Annotated in this window: 20 protein-coding genes; 8 read left to right on the top strand and 12 right to left on the bottom strand. The window is 39.5% G+C overall.

The window, feature by feature from the left end:
• Window positions 1-270: 270 nt before the first annotated feature.
• Together MHO82_RS11300 and MHO82_RS11295 are read left to right on the top strand one after the other, a co-directional pair.
• Window positions 271-2,010, top strand: a complete 1,740-nt coding sequence (locus MHO82_RS11300) for a S8 family peptidase (protein ID WP_239184053.1) — start codon at window positions 271-273, stop codon at window positions 2,008-2,010.
• Between the two features lie 128 nt (window positions 2,011-2,138).
• Complete coding sequence (locus MHO82_RS11295) at window positions 2,139-2,477, top strand: hypothetical protein (RefSeq protein ID WP_239184052.1); 339 nt, start codon at window positions 2,139-2,141, stop codon at window positions 2,475-2,477.
• A 74-nt stretch (window positions 2,478-2,551) separates the two neighbouring features.
• Here the strand turns inward: MHO82_RS11295 and MHO82_RS11290 are convergent, their stop codons facing one another.
• A complete protein-coding gene (locus MHO82_RS11290) occupies window positions 2,552-3,085 on the bottom strand; it encodes a DUF2867 domain-containing protein (RefSeq protein WP_239184051.1) in 534 nt (177 codons plus the stop codon).
• 238 nt (window positions 3,086-3,323) lie between these two features.
• Between MHO82_RS11290 and MHO82_RS11285 the strand changes: the two genes are divergently transcribed.
• Window positions 3,324-3,887 carry a hypothetical protein gene (locus MHO82_RS11285; protein WP_239184050.1) on the top strand — a complete coding sequence of 188 codons (564 nt, stop codon included), beginning with the start codon at window positions 3,324-3,326 and terminating at the stop codon, window positions 3,885-3,887.
• A gap of 549 nt (window positions 3,888-4,436) precedes the next feature.
• Entirely contained in the window at window positions 4,437-4,886 is a 450-nt protein-coding gene (locus tag MHO82_RS11280; RefSeq protein ID WP_239184049.1) for a phage protein, read from the top strand.
• Window positions 4,887-4,945: 59 nt separating this feature from the next.
• Here the strand turns inward: MHO82_RS11280 and MHO82_RS11275 are convergent, their stop codons facing one another.
• The 6 genes from MHO82_RS11275 to MHO82_RS11250 all read right to left on the bottom strand — a co-directional run bounded on the left by MHO82_RS11275 (window position 4,946) and on the right by MHO82_RS11250 (window position 7,547).
• Window positions 4,946-5,320 carry a hypothetical protein gene (locus MHO82_RS11275; protein ID WP_239184048.1) on the bottom strand — a complete coding sequence of 125 codons (375 nt, stop codon included), beginning with the start codon at window positions 5,318-5,320 and terminating at the stop codon, window positions 4,946-4,948.
• A 140-nt stretch (window positions 5,321-5,460) separates the two neighbouring features.
• Window positions 5,461-6,078: a hypothetical protein gene (locus MHO82_RS11270; RefSeq protein ID WP_239184047.1), complete on the bottom strand. Its 618-nt coding sequence runs from the start codon at window positions 6,076-6,078 to the stop codon at window positions 5,461-5,463.
• Window positions 6,079-6,182: 104 nt separating this feature from the next.
• Complete coding sequence (locus MHO82_RS11265) at window positions 6,183-6,338, bottom strand: hypothetical protein (RefSeq protein WP_239184046.1); 156 nt, start codon at window positions 6,336-6,338, stop codon at window positions 6,183-6,185.
• A gap of 9 nt (window positions 6,339-6,347) precedes the next feature.
• Window positions 6,348-6,503: a hypothetical protein gene (locus MHO82_RS11260; RefSeq protein ID WP_239184045.1), complete on the bottom strand. Its 156-nt coding sequence runs from the start codon at window positions 6,501-6,503 to the stop codon at window positions 6,348-6,350.
• Between the two features lie 136 nt (window positions 6,504-6,639).
• Window positions 6,640-7,056 (bottom strand): virion protein, encoded by a 417-nt coding sequence (locus tag MHO82_RS11255; protein ID WP_239184044.1) that lies wholly within the window; start codon window positions 7,054-7,056, stop codon window positions 6,640-6,642.
• A gap of 131 nt (window positions 7,057-7,187) precedes the next feature.
• Window positions 7,188-7,547, bottom strand: a complete 360-nt coding sequence (locus MHO82_RS11250) for a group 1 truncated hemoglobin (protein ID WP_239184043.1) — start codon at window positions 7,545-7,547, stop codon at window positions 7,188-7,190.
• Window positions 7,548-8,094: 547 nt separating this feature from the next.
• On the opposite strand from MHO82_RS11250, the gene MHO82_RS11245 reads away from it, so the two are divergent.
• Together MHO82_RS11245 and MHO82_RS11240 are read left to right on the top strand one after the other, a co-directional pair.
• Complete coding sequence (locus MHO82_RS11245) at window positions 8,095-8,556, top strand: hypothetical protein (protein WP_239184042.1); 462 nt, start codon at window positions 8,095-8,097, stop codon at window positions 8,554-8,556.
• A 241-nt stretch (window positions 8,557-8,797) separates the two neighbouring features.
• The gene (locus tag MHO82_RS11240) at window positions 8,798-9,532 is read left to right on the top strand and encodes a DUF2726 domain-containing protein (protein WP_239184041.1); all 735 of its coding nucleotides are present in this window, start codon (window positions 8,798-8,800) and stop codon (window positions 9,530-9,532) included.
• A gap of 243 nt (window positions 9,533-9,775) precedes the next feature.
• On the opposite strand, the gene MHO82_RS11235 is transcribed toward MHO82_RS11240, so the two are convergent.
• Window positions 9,776-10,681 (bottom strand): LysR family transcriptional regulator, encoded by a 906-nt coding sequence (locus MHO82_RS11235; protein WP_239184040.1) that lies wholly within the window; start codon window positions 10,679-10,681, stop codon window positions 9,776-9,778.
• 130 nt (window positions 10,682-10,811) lie between these two features.
• On the opposite strand from MHO82_RS11235, the gene MHO82_RS11230 reads away from it, so the two are divergent.
• Together MHO82_RS11230 and MHO82_RS11225 are read left to right on the top strand one after the other, a co-directional pair.
• Window positions 10,812-11,090, top strand: a complete 279-nt coding sequence (locus MHO82_RS11230; RefSeq protein WP_239184039.1) for an antibiotic biosynthesis monooxygenase family protein — start codon at window positions 10,812-10,814, stop codon at window positions 11,088-11,090.
• The gene (locus MHO82_RS11225) at window positions 11,087-11,482 is read left to right on the top strand and encodes a RidA family protein (protein WP_239184038.1); all 396 of its coding nucleotides are present in this window, start codon (window positions 11,087-11,089) and stop codon (window positions 11,480-11,482) included. Before MHO82_RS11230 ends, MHO82_RS11225 begins: the two co-directional genes overlap by 4 nt.
• A 133-nt stretch (window positions 11,483-11,615) precedes the next feature.
• On the opposite strand, the gene MHO82_RS11220 is transcribed toward MHO82_RS11225, so the two are convergent.
• The 4 genes from MHO82_RS11220 to MHO82_RS11205 all read right to left on the bottom strand — a co-directional run bounded on the left by MHO82_RS11220 (window position 11,616) and on the right by MHO82_RS11205 (window position 15,781).
• Window positions 11,616-12,545, bottom strand: coding sequence for a C39 family peptidase (locus MHO82_RS11220; protein ID WP_239184037.1), 930 nt, complete (start codon window positions 12,543-12,545; stop codon window positions 11,616-11,618).
• Window positions 12,546-12,734: 189 nt separating this feature from the next.
• Complete coding sequence (locus MHO82_RS11215) at window positions 12,735-13,907, bottom strand: acyltransferase (protein WP_239184036.1); 1,173 nt, start codon at window positions 13,905-13,907, stop codon at window positions 12,735-12,737.
• A 32-nt stretch (window positions 13,908-13,939) separates the two neighbouring features.
• Window positions 13,940-14,425 (bottom strand): GNAT family N-acetyltransferase, encoded by a 486-nt coding sequence (locus MHO82_RS11210; protein WP_239184035.1) that lies wholly within the window; start codon window positions 14,423-14,425, stop codon window positions 13,940-13,942.
• A gap of 9 nt (window positions 14,426-14,434) precedes the next feature.
• The gene (locus MHO82_RS11205) at window positions 14,435-15,781 is read right to left on the bottom strand and encodes an HlyD family type I secretion periplasmic adaptor subunit (protein ID WP_239184034.1); all 1,347 of its coding nucleotides are present in this window, start codon (window positions 15,779-15,781) and stop codon (window positions 14,435-14,437) included.
• Window positions 15,782-15,784 lie beyond the last annotated feature (3 nt).

Genomic DNA, 15,784 nt, shown 5'->3' with positions numbered 1-15,784 from the left:
AAGTGGCTTTTTTTATCAATTAATTTAATTGGCTCAATGTTGACTTTTTGTTAATAAGTGTTTTATCACTCAGTTTTAAGTGATAGCCTCTAATTAAAAGTGAGTTTTATAAATTAAATCTGCTTTTAATCTTTACTTTTTAAATTATATTTTCCTATATTGAGACTCTTGGTTGGTCTTAAAAATTAGCCTTTCTTGGTATCAATATATGGACTTTATGGTTTAGGTAAATAATAAAAATATAACGTCAGTTACATGGAGAACATTACAATGAAAGGGAAACGTTTTTATCTTTCTGCTATTTCCGGAGCGATCATGACAGCGGTAGTGCCATCTGCATTTGCCGCGATTGATAAAGTAGAGCCTGCACCGGTGGAAGATATTGTTACGGCTAAGGGAACCATTATCCAGCATGCAGACGCGACTCAAGTTGCGGGTCCACTGGAAATGAATAGCCGTGTAAAACGTAGTTTAGAGAGCTTATTATCAGCTACAGCTCCGTTAAGTGGAGATTGGTTTAACCAAGATCCATTGCTTGACGGTATTGAAGGTTCAAGTGTTGATCGTGTGTATGATACTTTCTCACTGTATCGCACTGAGCCTGTGATTGTAGCGGTAATTGACTCTGGGGTTGATGTTCATCACGAAGATTTACAAGGCAAAATTTGGGTTAACCCGAATGAGATCCCAAATAATGGCATTGACGATGATCAAAATGGTTATGTAGATGACATTTATGGCTGGAACTTCATTGGTGGTCGTGATGGTTCTCACGTAGACCAAGACACCTTAGAAGTGACTCGTGAATACAAACGCTTCCTTTTTTATAAAGAGATCGGCATTTGGAAATGGTTAAGTAAGAAAGAGAAAGAATACTTCCGTGGCGTGAAAAAAGATTATCTAGAAAAATCGACGGAAGCGACCCAAAAGTACAACGAGTTTAAAGATCTCAATGATCAAGCGCTAGCAAGCAAAGCTGTTCTTGAGAACAAATTAGGTCAGACAGACTTTTCGGTAGCAGCGCTTGAAGCCATTAAGAGTGATGACGCTGAAGTTCAAGCAGCGGCAGACTTCTTGGTTCAAACGTTCACACGCTGGCGTTCGTTCGATTACTTAGCCTATGTTGTTGATTATTATTCAACACCAGTAAACTACTACTACAATTTAGACTTTGACCCACGTGTTGATATTGTAAAAGATCAGCCATACAGCCCATGGGAAAGCGATTACGGTAACAATGACGTAATTGGTCCTGACTCTTCTCACGGTACTCACGTATCTGGCATTATTGCCGCCGATCGTAATAACGGGTTGGGTGTAAGAGGTGTTGCTAATAACGTGAAAATCATGGCGTTACGTGCAGTTCCAAACGGAGATGAGCGTGATAAAGACATCGCAAACTCAGTTCGTTATGCTGTAGATAACGGCGCAAAAATCATCAATATGAGTTTTGGTAAGTCTTACTCACCATATAAAGGCATTGTTGATGAAGCATTCCGTTATGCTGCGCGCAAGGGTGTACTACTGGTTCACTCAGCAGGTAACAGCAAAACAGATAATGACATTAAACCAAGTTTCCCGAACCGTTACCCAGTTTACTACCCGGGAAGCCGTATTAGCACTTGGTTAGACATTGGTGCTTCTGCAAACTACAAAGATGAATCTATGGTGGCTAGCTTCAGTAACTTTGGTCAAGAAAGTGTCGACCTGTTTGCACCGGGGTATAAGATCATGTCGACAACGCCGGGCAATGAATATGAAGCATACAGTGGAACCAGCATGGCGGCTCCAGTTGTTTCAGGTGTCGCTGCTTTAGCGCTGTCACAGTTCCCTGATTTAGAAGGTAAAGAACTGAAAAAAGCGATCATGGATTCAGTTCGACTTTACGAAGGCCATCTAGTGAAGAAACCTTCCACACCAGAAGTGCACGTACCATTCTCTGAGTTATCTTTGACTGGCGGTATCGTTGATTCTTACCAGTTAATGCAAGACCTGTATGATCAACAATAATATTGTTAGTTCTATCTAAATTGAAAAGCGGGTGAGAGATCACTTGCTTTTTGTTTTTTATAAAATGTGAATTCGGTAAATAAATCCGTATTATAGATCTTTAACTTTGTACAATAGTAGGAGGCTGAATGTTACATTTAACGGTATTTGTGTTGGCTGTGCATGGCTGTATTATCTTTTTGCTACATGTACTTGAATTATTAACGGGTGTCCCAGAGCTTAATTTTTTGAGTGATTATTTTTTCTATTCTTTGTTAACTCAATGGATCTTGGGCTTATTTTTTATGGTTTCGTCCCCTGGGAAGCTTAATTATTTAAAGCATAGCCCATTGAAAGCCACAAGAATGGCGGCGGCTATGGCCGAAGACAGCAAAGAAGATAAGCAAACATTGAGTGTCGATATGAGTTTAAGTAGTAAACTATTTTTGTCTGGTTTCTTGAGTTTACTTATTTGTTTGGTGCTTTAGATCGTGCCCTAAATTACTTGGAGCGGTAAGTGTGAAAAGTAGGGCACTTCAATTCTTGTGTATAGTCATTTTCACTAAATGCGCTTTTCGTTAATAGCTTGGGTTATACAATATTTAGCAATCAGCTTATGAAACGGCTTAATTAACGCCATATAAAAGCGCCCTGATCCCGTTTTTAGATTCACCAATGTAGAAACAGCATATTCGTGTTCAGATAGCTTCATTACAGACAGCCATATATCCATGTTTTTTTCAGACGCTACGGTGATCACTTCGGAATCGGAGACCGTTTCAAAGGTCAGGAACCCAGCTTGTTTACCCACCTCAATATTCTCTAATGGTAAAGCCATTTTTACGTCTGCTACTGAGAAACCAAACCACTTTACGATGGTGTTTCTGATCTTTAATGCGATCTGCACAGGTTTAGGCAAATAAGCGAAAATCGCGTGATACACATAAGCAGCATTGAGGTCTTTTTTAGTGGCTTTACATGAAAAAGAGTCTCGATAAAAACTGCCGACTTCTTTACCATTTATTCGCGTGTTGGAAGGAAACTCTATCTGTTCTACCATGTTTTGATCCTTAAAAATAAACCATTTACTAGCCATTAATCTATCCTATTTAGAGTAGAGCCTAGAACACTAAGGTATACAATATTACTTTCTATGTTTCGTCTCTTTGAGAGTGTGCCTTAATATCGAGAACTCTTGTGATATTTACTGCGTATTTTGTGGCTTAGAGGCATTTTTCACTTACGTTATTTATTTGCGAACTATCTTTTAATCGGTGTGAGAAAAATTAGTACTGATTTCAGTGCGTTTAACTGTTAATTGGAGAAAGTAAATAATGAAAAGGATTTTGTTAGGTGCGTTAACCATTGCTTTATCCGGCTGTGTCAATATGCCAGCCGAACAAGCAGAAAATGAAAGGGATATTGCGTCTTTGTGTGAAGGCGATACTTCATTACCATTGAGCCTTGTTTCAAAATTTGAGCCCACAGAAGATCCTGACTTATTAAATCAAACCTTAGGAGAGCCGGGGAAAGGGAAATTATGCCAAGGCAAAGTATATCTAAGTAAAAAAGATGCCCAGATTAAAGTATTTCGAGCATGGAACAGCACGAATCCTAATAGCCAGCTTGGTGAATGGTGGGCGTTTAAACAACCCAGTGGAAAAGTGGCGACTTACCGCTCAGACTATGAGATTTGCTATCAATGGTCGCCCTTAGATAAATTGGTGAGTTGCACACTCAGCCCAGGAACAAAAGTGGTTGTTGGCACAGGCCAAAGTGCCAAATGCTCTGACTATTTAACTTACGGCGCCTCTGATAAACAACAAGTTTATATCCAAGATGGCTCAAGCTCGCTGAGCAACTGCACTGTGTATGATGGGGTTTTTCAATGGGAGTAAATCTCAACATAGGAATTATAATTTTCTTTGGAATAAGTCTATCGTAAATTAATGATTTTTTTGGTAATAACAAAGTATTTAAGATTCGATCAACTCAGTTGAAAGATTCTTAAATACAGTGTTTATTAGCTATTTTATGGTAAATACTAATTATGGTTAAATGAACAGTATTTACTGAAAAAAACCAAGAGAACAGCAGGTGAGTGGAAAGATAGTGAGCTTTTTAAGGTATAGAGTTGTATCTCAATATCTCTTAACTTAATTTAACATAAGATATATAATACGCACTTGCGTAAGTTATTGTAACATCTCAAATAAAGCTCGGCGTTTTGTAAAAACGATTTCATATTTCCATTTTATATCAGTAACTTATACACATTTATTATTCTTTTCACCGTTTTCTATTATCTGTATCTATGTGCCCAGTAAATTGGGCGGCTTTGTGCCATTACGCATCATCACGCCACTTAATCGCTTTTGTCGATTAAACCCTGATTTACCCATCGATAAAAACCATCAAAATAAAAAACGATTCGTGAGGTTTATCACATGTTATTAGACGCCTTCCGCCAGTTGTATTGGAGAGAATTTGATTCGTATGCCCAAGGAGCGGAATATTTTCACGTCGAACCCATCACCGTCAAACGCTGGCTGACCGGAAAAATAGACATCAACCCGATGGCTGAAAAGCTGCTCATCATCAAATCGATTGGATTTTTGCCCAATGATATTCGTTGGCAAGGTTTTCGGATTAATGAGGAGCGCGGGATTTTGATCACCCCCGAAGGCCGAGAATTCAGCCCGAAGGAATTGGACAGTTTTGCGTATCAACGGGACGAATATCAGCTGTTGTTAAAGTTACATGGTCACCCTAGCCCCGAAGATATCCCCCATTATCCAGCCAAGCCGAACGTGCTGCCATTTCGTGGTGGTCGGCGTATGGCGGCTGCCCCGTGGATACCCACTAAACAGAAAATGAAGAAGTTAAGGCGGAAATAACACAGACATAAAATAGCCCGCGTGATGCGGGCTATTTTTCGCTTAAATTCTTGTTAGCTTTAAACCACACTCCATAGATATGCGGCTGAAATTGGAAGCACTAAGAATGCCAATAAAGCTGGTATTGCAAAACCTGTTTTACCTTTAAAAATTCTTGAAAGTACCGCAATTGCAAACAAACAAAATACCCAAATAACTATCGGGTGCCACCAAATAGTTTTATAGCCAAGATAAATAAGAAAAGCTATACCATTTATTCTTGCAACTGTACCAAAAGTAGAAAAAACAAGGTCCAAATTTGACCCAGTGGAGAATATTTTTCGCTCAAAAGCTGACTGTTGATAGGCGGGAGTAGATATCCCCAGTCTAAAAAACTCAGTCTGAAATGCAGCAAATATTTCATAAATAATTATAGCAAGTATGTAATAAGTCACTGAACACTCCTTGAAAGTTAACGCCGCGTTAAGTGGTGAGCAACGCTACCACCTTACCTAAACCATTGTGCCGTAAACACTAAAGCTGATTCAAACTGAAAATGCCGAGCGTTGGGAATCCGTCTTAAACGCTTTGTTAGCTATTTTGTTATTGATATCATTTGGGTTCTCGTATCCTCTAGTCCATATTTTGAATATAGTTTCAACTTCACTTTATATTTCTTATCCAATAATTTCTTTGCAACCGAGTGGGAAGTCAGAGGAACAACTACCATATGTCGAAATGTTGATTTAGGAGGAATATACATTCCTATGTTATTAGAGTGTCCTAACATCTCATAAGGATATTCTTGCTCATCAAATGATTGAAACTCCGTTTGGATATCACCCGGAAATAAGACCTTTACCTTAAGGTCGGAAGCGGGAGTATTTCCTTCGTTATGAACTCCAACTGAAAATACTAGAGAAATTCTACCTGATTTCGGGGCCTTAGCTTGTCGTGCTTGTAGCTCTTGAACTTCTTCAAGTTTTGCTATCGGATCAGTTTTTTCCGATGCTATTACTTGATTAAATTGTTTCTCCTTAAGAGTCAGGAACTCACTTACTAAACTTTGTTGAGAGTAACCATTGTATATGGAAGCTGCGACCTGAAGAGCCATTATTACAAGTAGAACATTAACGACAAGGGAAAACTTGTCTTTGATGGCTTTTTGTTCAACTTCGATAATCTCTAATCGGTTTTTATCTTCTTCACTCATAAATCTGTCCTTAGTTCAAAAGTAAAGTAATTTTGGAGCAACACGTAAATTGTGATAGCTAACAGCAGATATATAAGGATCTACGCCGTATATATCTGCTTAAATTAGAGCTGGTCTTTTTCTAGTTTTAGTACCCGCTCTTCTAATTTATCGATTAATTGCTTAATCCAGCGTATATCCGTTTTAATGGTGGCCGTTGTACCAACTGCTGACGCAAAACCGGACGCGATAGCAACCATGAATGTTTGATATATTTCCATATGAATACCCTATCCTTTTTTTTCCTTTCGTACCACATCCCAAAAGCCGACTAACCCCATGATAATCGTAGGAATTAGTCCGCCTAACTCCATTCCTGAGTTCGTCACATCGATGTCAATAAGTTGGGTATGTCCAGCCATTAATGCCGTTGCGGCAGTGCCCATAAGGACTAAACCTGTCTTTGTGCTGCTTTCATTTAATTTCATAATAAACCTGCTTTTTTTAAGTGTTTTATGGTGTACGCGCCGATGACCATACCCGCGACGCTAATACTGAGTTTTAAAACAATTTGTTTCTTGGTCATGCAATATCAACCCCCGCTCGTGCCGTTTTCAGCGTGTAATAGTTGCCCACTTCCATGCGTGACATGGCGTGTAACACCTTGGCTAACGTGACATTGTCACTGGTATTAATAGGCAGTGTGGCCGGAATTCCTGTCCATTTGGAAGCCGTTTTTACGTAGTGGTCGGTGTCGTTTTCATGGCTTGGTGCAAAACGGGCAATGATGCCGCTCAGTGTGTTGATGCCTTGGCGGTTGTAGCTACGCAAAATACGCGCGCCCGCTCGGAACCCGTAAACTGGGTTGGTGAATTCTTCGAATTCGTCGTCGCTGTCAAAAACGCGTTCCCCTTGCCATTGGGTGGTGTCGCCTTCACTTTCACGAATATTCAACGGGTTGTTGTTAGAACGCCACGAGGCAATGATGATTTGTTCCATTAGGAAACGGAATGAGATTTTTGCTATTACATAAGGCGGAAATCATACTGATATAGAAAAGCCCGCGTGATGCGGGCTGGTTATTACATAAAATATGATAAATTTTCTTTCCTTTAACATTTGTGTGTTTGTTATAAATGTACGATCTCGGGCTTCATACTATACAAAACATATAAAACCTCTTCTTTTTCCCTTTGACCTACGCCGTTCTTTTCTAGGGCTTCTAAGGCATCATCTAGAACGGCTAAAAATTCATCGCCACTTATGTTCATGCCTTTGTGAGTGGATATCATGTCTTTTCCGGCATAAATATTTGGGCCACCTGTACCTGCGATAAAGAATGTCGCAGCCCCATTTTTCAGTATGGATACATCACTATTGGCATACCTTGGTGAAATGCTTGGGTTACTTAAATGGATATCAACCAAATCACTGGCAATTTTCGTAATATTTTCTGTACCACCTAACCTTTCATATAACGAATCAGACATCTGATTGTCCTCCTTAGCGGTCTGGGCCTTATAAAGGATAGTAGATCGATTACTTGTTGATGCATTGTTGGCTTATGTTTTTACCGTATACACAAAGCATACCTTGATGTTTTTATGACTGGGTGCAAAACGGCTAATGATGCCGCTTGAACCCCGCAAACCGGACTAGTGAACTATTCGAACTCGTCGTCGCTGTCAAAGACGCGTTCCCTTGTCTATCCAAGACACATTCAGTGTTCTGATGTGTGCCAAGTGATTATCGAGTTCGGAGTCACGACCTAAATTCGAGTTTAAAAGCCATGGAATTAAAACAACATGAGCTGTCGAAAACTAAGATAAATATTTCGATAAGCCCTCAAGGTACCTTCTCATGCTTACAAGTGAAATTGACTCGTATCTACCTCTGAATGAGGAGAAAAACATGACTTAGTTGATATTGTGATCCCCAACCATAGATGAAGGCTCGAATAACAACAATTTTTTATGACTATGGTATTGTTTATATTAAATATTATTAGCAAGCATTTTGCTGTACTGGAATAAGAACATGATAGAAAAGCAACAGCTCGTATCTAGCTTTGAAGCGGCGCTATTGGCATTGACTGCACGCAACTCTGAGCAAATTACTCACTATGTTAAGCAAGATATGTTTGCTGAAATGTTATTGTCGGTTGAGTATTGGGATGGGGATATGTTTTGGAACATCTGGGAAAAAGATGGTGAAGCGTTTGAACATTCTGGTGACATGGATCCTGATGAATTTATTATATTATCGGACTATTGTGAAGATGAACCAAGTGCTGCTCAATTAAGTAATTTGTTGCAAAGCATGGGCGATATCTTGGGAGCCGATTGTTTCGAAACTTTAGATCGAGTGCGATTTACTCATGAAGCTCTACACGAGGCTCTTCAAAGTAATAAAGTTAAACTGATGCTTGAACAAATATTAAAGCAGAATAAGAACTACTCTTCACAAGACTACGAAAAAGTGGTTTTGGTAGATATGTAAATAAGCTATACGAGTCAAAGGGTTCAGGTATTTATCTGAACCTTTTTATTATCCGCAAGATAGATAAAGCTGTTGCCATACTTTGGTTATCCTTCTCTCAGGTTGTTAAGGTACACCTCGCATAGTTTGATCAATTATTAAAATATTGATCCTACTCATAATTCCCTGCATTTTATGAGATTATTTGATAAGCAACGTGTAGATTATGTGGCCTTTGTTTATAGATAAGGTCGCATTACTTATGTCGTTATCATTACTTATATTTTTGATCTCTTTATTTATTCTTTTCCTGATTTTTAATAAGAAAACGCCTTCTGGTAGAAGCAACGATCGACAAGATAAAGAGTTAGGAAGAATTGTTGAAAATTCTATTTCTCAGCCGGAACAATTAAAAAGTACAACCAATGTTCCTTATGATAGTAATGATGCGAAACCATATCACTATCAAGCCATTGGTTCTCTGATGTCTCCAGCAGAGCGTTCATTTTATGGTGTGCTAAAGAACGCGGTGGATGATAAGACCATCGTATTTTCAAAAGTACGTATCGCAGATGTCATCGAGCCTTTAGCGACAAAAGATCGCAAGCACTGGCAGAAATCTTTTAATAAAATTTCATCTAAGCACTTCGATTTCGTATTGTGCCAAGCACAAACTCTGTCGATAATTTGTGTTATAGAGCTGAACGATCGATCACATCGGCGAGCAGATCGTATTGCGAGAGATAAATTTGTTAGGGCTGCATGTAAAAGTGCAGGACTTGGTTTGATTGAAATGCCTGTACAAAGAGGCTATACAATCGAAGAGGTTCGAAATTTGTTAGGCCCATTTAACAACAAAGAGCTGGCTTCATGTCGGGCCTGTGGTTCTCAAATGGTTTCACGGATCGCTAAACGAGGGGTAAACAAAGGTAAACCATTCTTGGCATGCAGTGCTTACCCACAATGTAAAAATACAAAATCCATTAAAGCTGCTTAGGGGCGGCCTACATTTAGGTTTGTGTTTTGAATTTTACAATGTGTTAGAGAAAGCCTTTACTCTTCTGGATGCTCTTTCTTGTGCACTTGCAAGTCTGAACTATACTAAAGTGGTAGGTGTGAATATGTACCCTCGCACCGTTATCCTTATTTGATATTTAGATGCAGCCTCAGATAATTATTGTCTTGAGGCTTTCTTTTGAGCAACAGTCTTTTGCTTCGTAATGTTTGTTCATTTATTCCATTAGAATACTTTCGAGTCTGCTTGTTCTTTAAGAAAATCGATGAAGGCTCGAATTCTGATTGGCATTTGTAATCCATAATTATGAACCACATAAAAAGGTGCCTTGAGCGCCCTATTCTCTGGCAATAGGCTTATCAACTTGCCGTTCTTTAGATCTTCATCAATGGCACGTTTTGGCAAACACGCTAACCCTAATCCCGCTAACGTCATCATCCGAATAGTTGGAACACTGTCTCCTACTCTATTGGCCCTAAATTGGTAGGTCTGGGTGCGGCCATTACCAATGTTAAAGCTCCTTTCGATGTTCATGCCCTCCCATTGATTGGCAATGTAGTCGTAATCGGTAAAGTCGGTATCACTGGTCGGTAATTGAATCTTTTTACCCAGTAAATAGTCAGGATGGCAGCACAACACTTGTTCAAGGTCACCGAGTTTGATGGCGCGCGATGTTGAGTCTGGCAGTTCACCAACAGTAACGGATAAATCTATGTACTTTTCGATTAGATTTAGGCGCAGATCGTTAGCCAATAATTGAGGCTCGATACGAGGATGAATTTGCATAAATTCGCACATGGCTGGGCCAATCAAATGTGTCATGAGTGTATGTGGTGAGGTGATGGTAATAGAGCCGGAAAAATCAGTGCAAGACTCCCGCGCTTCTTCTTCTGCCAGAGACAGTAATTTTCGTACTTCTAAACAACGCTGGTAAAAACGTTGGCCTGCATCTGTTAAGGACTGGCGGCGTGTGGTGCGAGTCAGTAACTTTACATTGAGGTGCTGTTCAAGGCTTTGTAAGTGGTGGCTGACGACGGATTTTGAGAGATCAAGTTTTTCTGCGGCTTTGGTGATGGACCCTGACTCTACGATTTGAGCAAAAACTTGCATGCGGTGCAATTCGCTTTTCATTATGTTTTATTGTCTTAATAAATCGAACTATATGTGTAATTTTAATCTATTTATCAATTTTTATAAATAAGTAAACTTTTCTTCGTTCCTTAACTAATCACAAAGAGACGCAGAGAAAAATGACTATTTAGTGAAATTTACCTTTAAGCATACTGCAGAAAATACAAATAAAATTACCGAGTTTTTTAAAGAGATTTTGCCAGATACTCGAACTTTTGATGGTAACGTTTCAGCGCAGTTGTATAAAAATGATCAGGCTGACAATGCTTTGGTTTTATTAGAAGTATGGGAAACCCCAGCTTGCTTTGACAGATACATTAGCTGGCGTAAAGAGATTGGTGATTTCGATCGCTTGGGCTCCATGCTAACGGATACACCTGCGATAACTATGCTGTCTGAGGAGGCGTGATGAATAAGATCTGGAGCCCTAGTTCGGTTTCTCCGCCTGCGGCCAATTATCATCAATGCGCTTTGATCCCAAAAGGCTCGACTCGTTTGCATATTGCCGGACAGCTGGGTATGGATGCCGATGGTAAAATAGCAGAAAGCACGGAGGATCAAATTGTGTTAGCTTGGCAAAATGTGAGGGGTGTGCTTCAAGCCAATGATATGGATATTGAAGATCTCATCAGTGTCCGGTTGTATTTGGTTAGCCGTGACGATATGCCAGAATATCAGGCGGCAAAAAAGCGTTTATCTTTTGATGTGGGTAGCTTGCCGACCACCTTATTATTTGTGAATGGGCTATTTGACGAGCGATGGAAAGTGGAAATAGAGGCTGAAGCCGCGAAGGTCTTTTAAGGTGTAAGATGTTAGTTTTCCCACCAAGTAAATACGCCACTGCGGACTCATTTGGTGGGAAGTTTTATTGATATTATATGAGCTTAGTTAACAATGAATTCGATGCGATCTAAAATACAAAGTGTCAGTTTAATCAGGAAACGTTTAGCCGTAATCCATAATAATAGCTTTCATGTTTCGGTAAGTTCAGATCTGAAAAGCTCATCGTGTTTTCTGTTGCAACAAAGGTTTTGAACACTTCTTCAACATGTTGATTCGAATCAATATTTAGTGTCTTTCTTATAATGGCGTATTCACTCCCAACAATCAGCTCTTGTGCTTGAATGCCGATGTCTACTTTTTCTTCTGTTTCACCCAGAACAAACAGTCGAGTGGGCTTGATGTCTGACTTGTGGACATTAGGAAGTGCCACTGAATTAACCGAGAAACCAAAGTAAGAATTGAATGGGTTTTTTAAGGTATAAGGCTTCGATGAAGACTTAAATAATGACTCATTTACTTTTACTTGCCCATACAGATGATTGTTGCTGTTATAGTTTATATAATCGTTTCCAAACCCGACGACCACCACGAAATGATCTAATGACCAACCAGGATTACCTGTTGGGTTCCTTTTTACCCCTGAAAAAATAGGGTTTTGCTGTTTTAAATGCTCTTTCATCCATTGAAGGTAGTTTTCGAGGTTATCCGTTGGTTGGTTAAGATACCTAGAATACTTAAACCCTAGTTTTCTCATCACGCCATCAATTTCATCGGAGTATAAATCGAGGTGCTTGGGGTTGCCTGTTTGATTGATGAATTTTTGAGAGTGGTAGAATCCATAATAGAGAGCAATCATTTGTATTGATGCCTCTCCGCACCACCCGACCCTGTCTACACCCGCAGTATATTTGTCCCAATTCAAGTTAGGGATATTTAACCAAATACTGTCACTGGTTTCTAAGTAAGCAGGCTTGCTCATTGCATTTTGGCTGATATAAAACTCTTGTTTAGGTTTATGTGATTTACAAGATGTCATAAAACATAACGCTAAAATAATCGCGCAAGTTGCCAAGTATTTCATCAATATATTCTCAGGTTAAGTATGTAGGAATGCAGTCAGCAGTAATTAATACAACAGTGACCAATAATATGGCTTTTTATATTCCACCTACACCAAATAATGGTTATTTACGATACACATCACGAGTGTTTATTCATCGCCTCAGCTCTTTAGGTGATTCTTTAATTCATGTAAGAACTGAGGCTATTTTTAGGCTTGTGATTTTTTCAACATGGTTGCTGTTCTTTTTTTGCGCAGTAGGCGTAATGCTGGTCGCTCTATCCAATGATAACTGAGTGCAGACACTGGCAAGATGACCGCTGCAAATGCGAGACAAGACAACATTAAATAGCCTACTGATGTTTGTTGATACCACCAAGTGACAAATTCAGGGTTAATTTGATTTAGTATTTCTATGCCCACGAGGATGAGAACAGAATGCCATAAATAAACAGAATATGAGATATCACCTAAGTACTGGGTGGCTTTATTGTCTAGAAGCTTCAGAATTAAGGAGCGACGATCAGCTTGGTTAGCATTGCATAATACAATCACGGCGAACAAAAAGTAGCTGGTCATGAGTGTGTAGGTGGTTGATGGTAAATGAATTGTATAGATGACCATACTAAAAATAACGATGAGAAAAACATCATTATTCACGAAACGTTTTGTTGTCTCATTTAAACGAACGGTGTTGAGCCATGCGCCTAAACTAAAGCCCGACATTCCTCTCATAAATGCTTCAACACCGGATGTCACATCCAGTGTCCCTTTTGATTGGATCAGTGAGTAAATGCTCAAGAACCCCAGAGCTGGTAACCAAAGGGTCTTCATGCTGCTGTGAACCAGTACCAATAACAGTAAAGGAAACAGCATATAGCACAGCCACTCAATGCTTAAAGACCACCCAGGAAAATTCCAAGTCATTGAGTTCGGAGTGATCCCTTGCAGTAACATCAGATTTGAAAGAATACTCTCGGTGGTATTGAATGGCCCCTGAAAAGCTGGTATCCCATTTAATCCCCAGCTTTCGAGTAAACTGCCACCGTAAAAGCCAATATTGTTAGAGTATTTAAAACATTCCCAAACAAACAGCGTCCCAAAAGTGGCCAGAAATAGAGGATAAATTCGAGAAAATCTTAGCCACATGAACTGACCCCAATTCAGTGTCGAGTTCATTGAGTTACGATACACGTGCATCATAACGTAACCACTGAGAATGAAGAATATGTCCACCCCAATATAGGCGTTTTCTAGAAAGCTGGTGAATTCTTTGATCTCCCCTAGCCACTGAGGAAAGATCACTAATCGAGCGTGAAAGTAGGCCACAATGAGTGCGGAAAAGCCTCGGATTGGGGTTAATAACGGAATTTGACGACGCATGAAACCATCCTTAAGAGTTAATCTGCCTGTTGTTATAATTTATGGCTGAAGAGTTGTCGGATCGGGGTGAAATCATTTTTACTGTAAAATTCAATCCCTTTCTTATTTTCCACCCAACAATCTAAAAGTATTTCTTTGTAACCGTGTTCTGAACTCATTTCTTTTATGTATTCTAGGAAATAAGAACCCAGCTGATTATTTTGGTATTGTTCACCGATGACAAATTGGTCTATGTATATATAAGGAAAAGAAGCAGTGATATTATTGTCTTCTTGATGAATAATATTTATCAATGCGCTGCCCGCGATGGCTTCTTTCCCGTGCTCTAGAATGCAAAGCACTAATACTAATGTGTTTTGATCTTGTTCCGCATTGTTAAAGTCCTCCTCTGTAATGTCTTTGTAGTGTACAGGGGTGTTGTCTGGCACATTTTTTCGATGATACTCATACTGATATCGGTAAAGCTGTGATATATCGTGGAGATCTTCTTTTTTCATTTTTCTTATGTATTTTTCCATCATGTCGCCTTAGTACTCTTTGAAGCTGTTATTAAACGATTCAGCAATCGGCTCAATAAAGAAATCAATTAATTTTCTTTGGCCTACTTTTATTTCCGCTGTTAATGACATTCCTGATATAAGAGGAAGTTCATTACCGTTATAGGTAAGACTGTTGTTATGTAAGGTAATAATCACCGGGTAAACGAGATCGCCGTTGGACGTTGATTGTGCCGTTGTGGCCACTTTATCTACTGTTCCATTGAGTGTTCCGTAGCGGATAAAGCTGTAACCATCCAGCTTCAACGTGACGGGCATTCCTACATTCACATGTCCCCTATCCTGGTTTTTAATGGTGGCTAAGACTTCTAATTTGCTATCGCTTGGTACAACTTTCATTAGTAGGTTTGAATCAATAACCACATCGCCAATTTGTGGCACTTTCCCTGTTAATACCGTACCTGCAATGGGAGATCGGATTTTACTTAATTCGATTCGTCTTAGAATGTCTTTTAGTTCCAGTTGGTTTTCTATTACCGCTTTATGCAAATCGACTTTTTTTTCTGATATTGACAGAATAAACTTATCAATCGTTTTTTGCTTTGCGTTTAATTCGGCGTTCCTCTTTTCTTCTAAAAAGCTTAGATTCGCGCTTTCTTGCCCTAGGTTCTTTTCAGACTGTAGCCGACGGTCAATGGTTTTTAGGTAGTCCATTCGACTGATCGCATTCGAATGAACCAAACTTTCATTCATTCGTTCAATTTCGATGGCAGAATTGAGCAGTTTCTCTAGGTTAATGAGCACTTTTTTTGACTTGGCTATTTCAGCTTCGGTCATCTTTATTCTGTTTTTTTGAACATCCAGCTCAATGTTTAAGTTTTTTATACTGTTTTTGATTCGATGATTGGCCAGTTGGACAAGTTTCGGGTCTATGCCCTCGGGCGCGGGTTGCAATGGAGTGCCTGTTGGGTTTAACGCAAGGTCTTCCATTTGTTGCAGCCACCACAGCTCAAAATTTAAATCCTTTAACACCTGCATGGATTTTAATTTTTGAATTTGCTCTGTTTCATCGTCCAATGTCAGCAGTAACTGATCTTGTTTTACGATTTCTCCTTCCCGTACGTAGACATGTTTCACGGTGCCGTCTCGGATCGACTGAATGGCCTGAGGCCTAATTTGTGAAATCAGTTGCCCTCTTGATGAGGCCACCCTATCAATTTGTGCAAAGCAAGCCCATCCCAGTAGCATTAGAAAAAAAATGGAAATGAAGTATCCCACAGCACGCCCCAGTGGAGATGGTGGCGAATGATAAAACCGCTTTAAATTGGGGTGGAACATGCTTACATGATCATCTGAGGAATTCGTATTATTCGTCATCAT

The organism is Vibrio sp. Of7-15, assembly GCF_022347565.1.
In the GTDB taxonomy this organism is placed as follows: domain Bacteria; phylum Pseudomonadota; class Gammaproteobacteria; order Enterobacterales; family Vibrionaceae; genus NORP241.
The sequence above is the reverse complement of the archived record's forward strand: the minus strand, read 5'-3'. Positions and strand labels throughout refer to the sequence as shown.

Bases quoted from the DNA above. Each gene is read 5' to 3' on its own strand.
- MHO82_RS11300 (WP_239184053.1), top strand. From the start codon at position 271: ATGAAAGGGAAACGTTTTTATCTTTCTGCTATTTCCGGAGCGATCATG.
- MHO82_RS11295 (WP_239184052.1), top strand. From the start codon at position 2,139: ATGTTACATTTAACGGTATTTGTGTTGGCTGTGCATGGCTGTATTATC.
- MHO82_RS11290 (WP_239184051.1), bottom strand. From the start codon at position 3,085: ATGGCTAGTAAATGGTTTATTTTTAAGGATCAAAACATGGTAGAACAG.
- MHO82_RS11285 (WP_239184050.1), top strand. From the start codon at position 3,324: ATGAAAAGGATTTTGTTAGGTGCGTTAACCATTGCTTTATCCGGCTGT.
- MHO82_RS11280 (WP_239184049.1), top strand. From the start codon at position 4,437: ATGTTATTAGACGCCTTCCGCCAGTTGTATTGGAGAGAATTTGATTCG.
- MHO82_RS11270 (WP_239184047.1), bottom strand. From the start codon at position 6,078: ATGAGTGAAGAAGATAAAAACCGATTAGAGATTATCGAAGTTGAACAA.
- MHO82_RS11265 (WP_239184046.1), bottom strand. From the start codon at position 6,338: ATGGAAATATATCAAACATTCATGGTTGCTATCGCGTCCGGTTTTGCG.
- MHO82_RS11260 (WP_239184045.1), bottom strand. From the start codon at position 6,503: ATGGGCACTGCCGCAACGGCATTAATGGCTGGACATACCCAACTTATT.
- MHO82_RS11255 (WP_239184044.1), bottom strand. From the start codon at position 7,056: ATGGAACAAATCATCATTGCCTCGTGGCGTTCTAACAACAACCCGTTG.
- MHO82_RS11250 (WP_239184043.1), bottom strand. From the start codon at position 7,547: ATGTCTGATTCGTTATATGAAAGGTTAGGTGGTACAGAAAATATTACG.
- MHO82_RS11245 (WP_239184042.1), top strand. From the start codon at position 8,095: ATGATAGAAAAGCAACAGCTCGTATCTAGCTTTGAAGCGGCGCTATTG.
- MHO82_RS11240 (WP_239184041.1), top strand. From the start codon at position 8,798: ATGTCGTTATCATTACTTATATTTTTGATCTCTTTATTTATTCTTTTC.
- MHO82_RS11235 (WP_239184040.1), bottom strand. From the start codon at position 10,681: ATGAAAAGCGAATTGCACCGCATGCAAGTTTTTGCTCAAATCGTAGAG.
- MHO82_RS11220 (WP_239184037.1), bottom strand. From the start codon at position 12,545: ATGAAATACTTGGCAACTTGCGCGATTATTTTAGCGTTATGTTTTATG.
- MHO82_RS11215 (WP_239184036.1), bottom strand. From the start codon at position 13,907: ATGCGTCGTCAAATTCCGTTATTAACCCCAATCCGAGGCTTTTCCGCA.
- MHO82_RS11210 (WP_239184035.1), bottom strand. From the start codon at position 14,425: ATGGAAAAATACATAAGAAAAATGAAAAAAGAAGATCTCCACGATATA.
- MHO82_RS11205 (WP_239184034.1), bottom strand. From the start codon at position 15,781: ATGACGAATAATACGAATTCCTCAGATGATCATGTAAGCATGTTCCAC.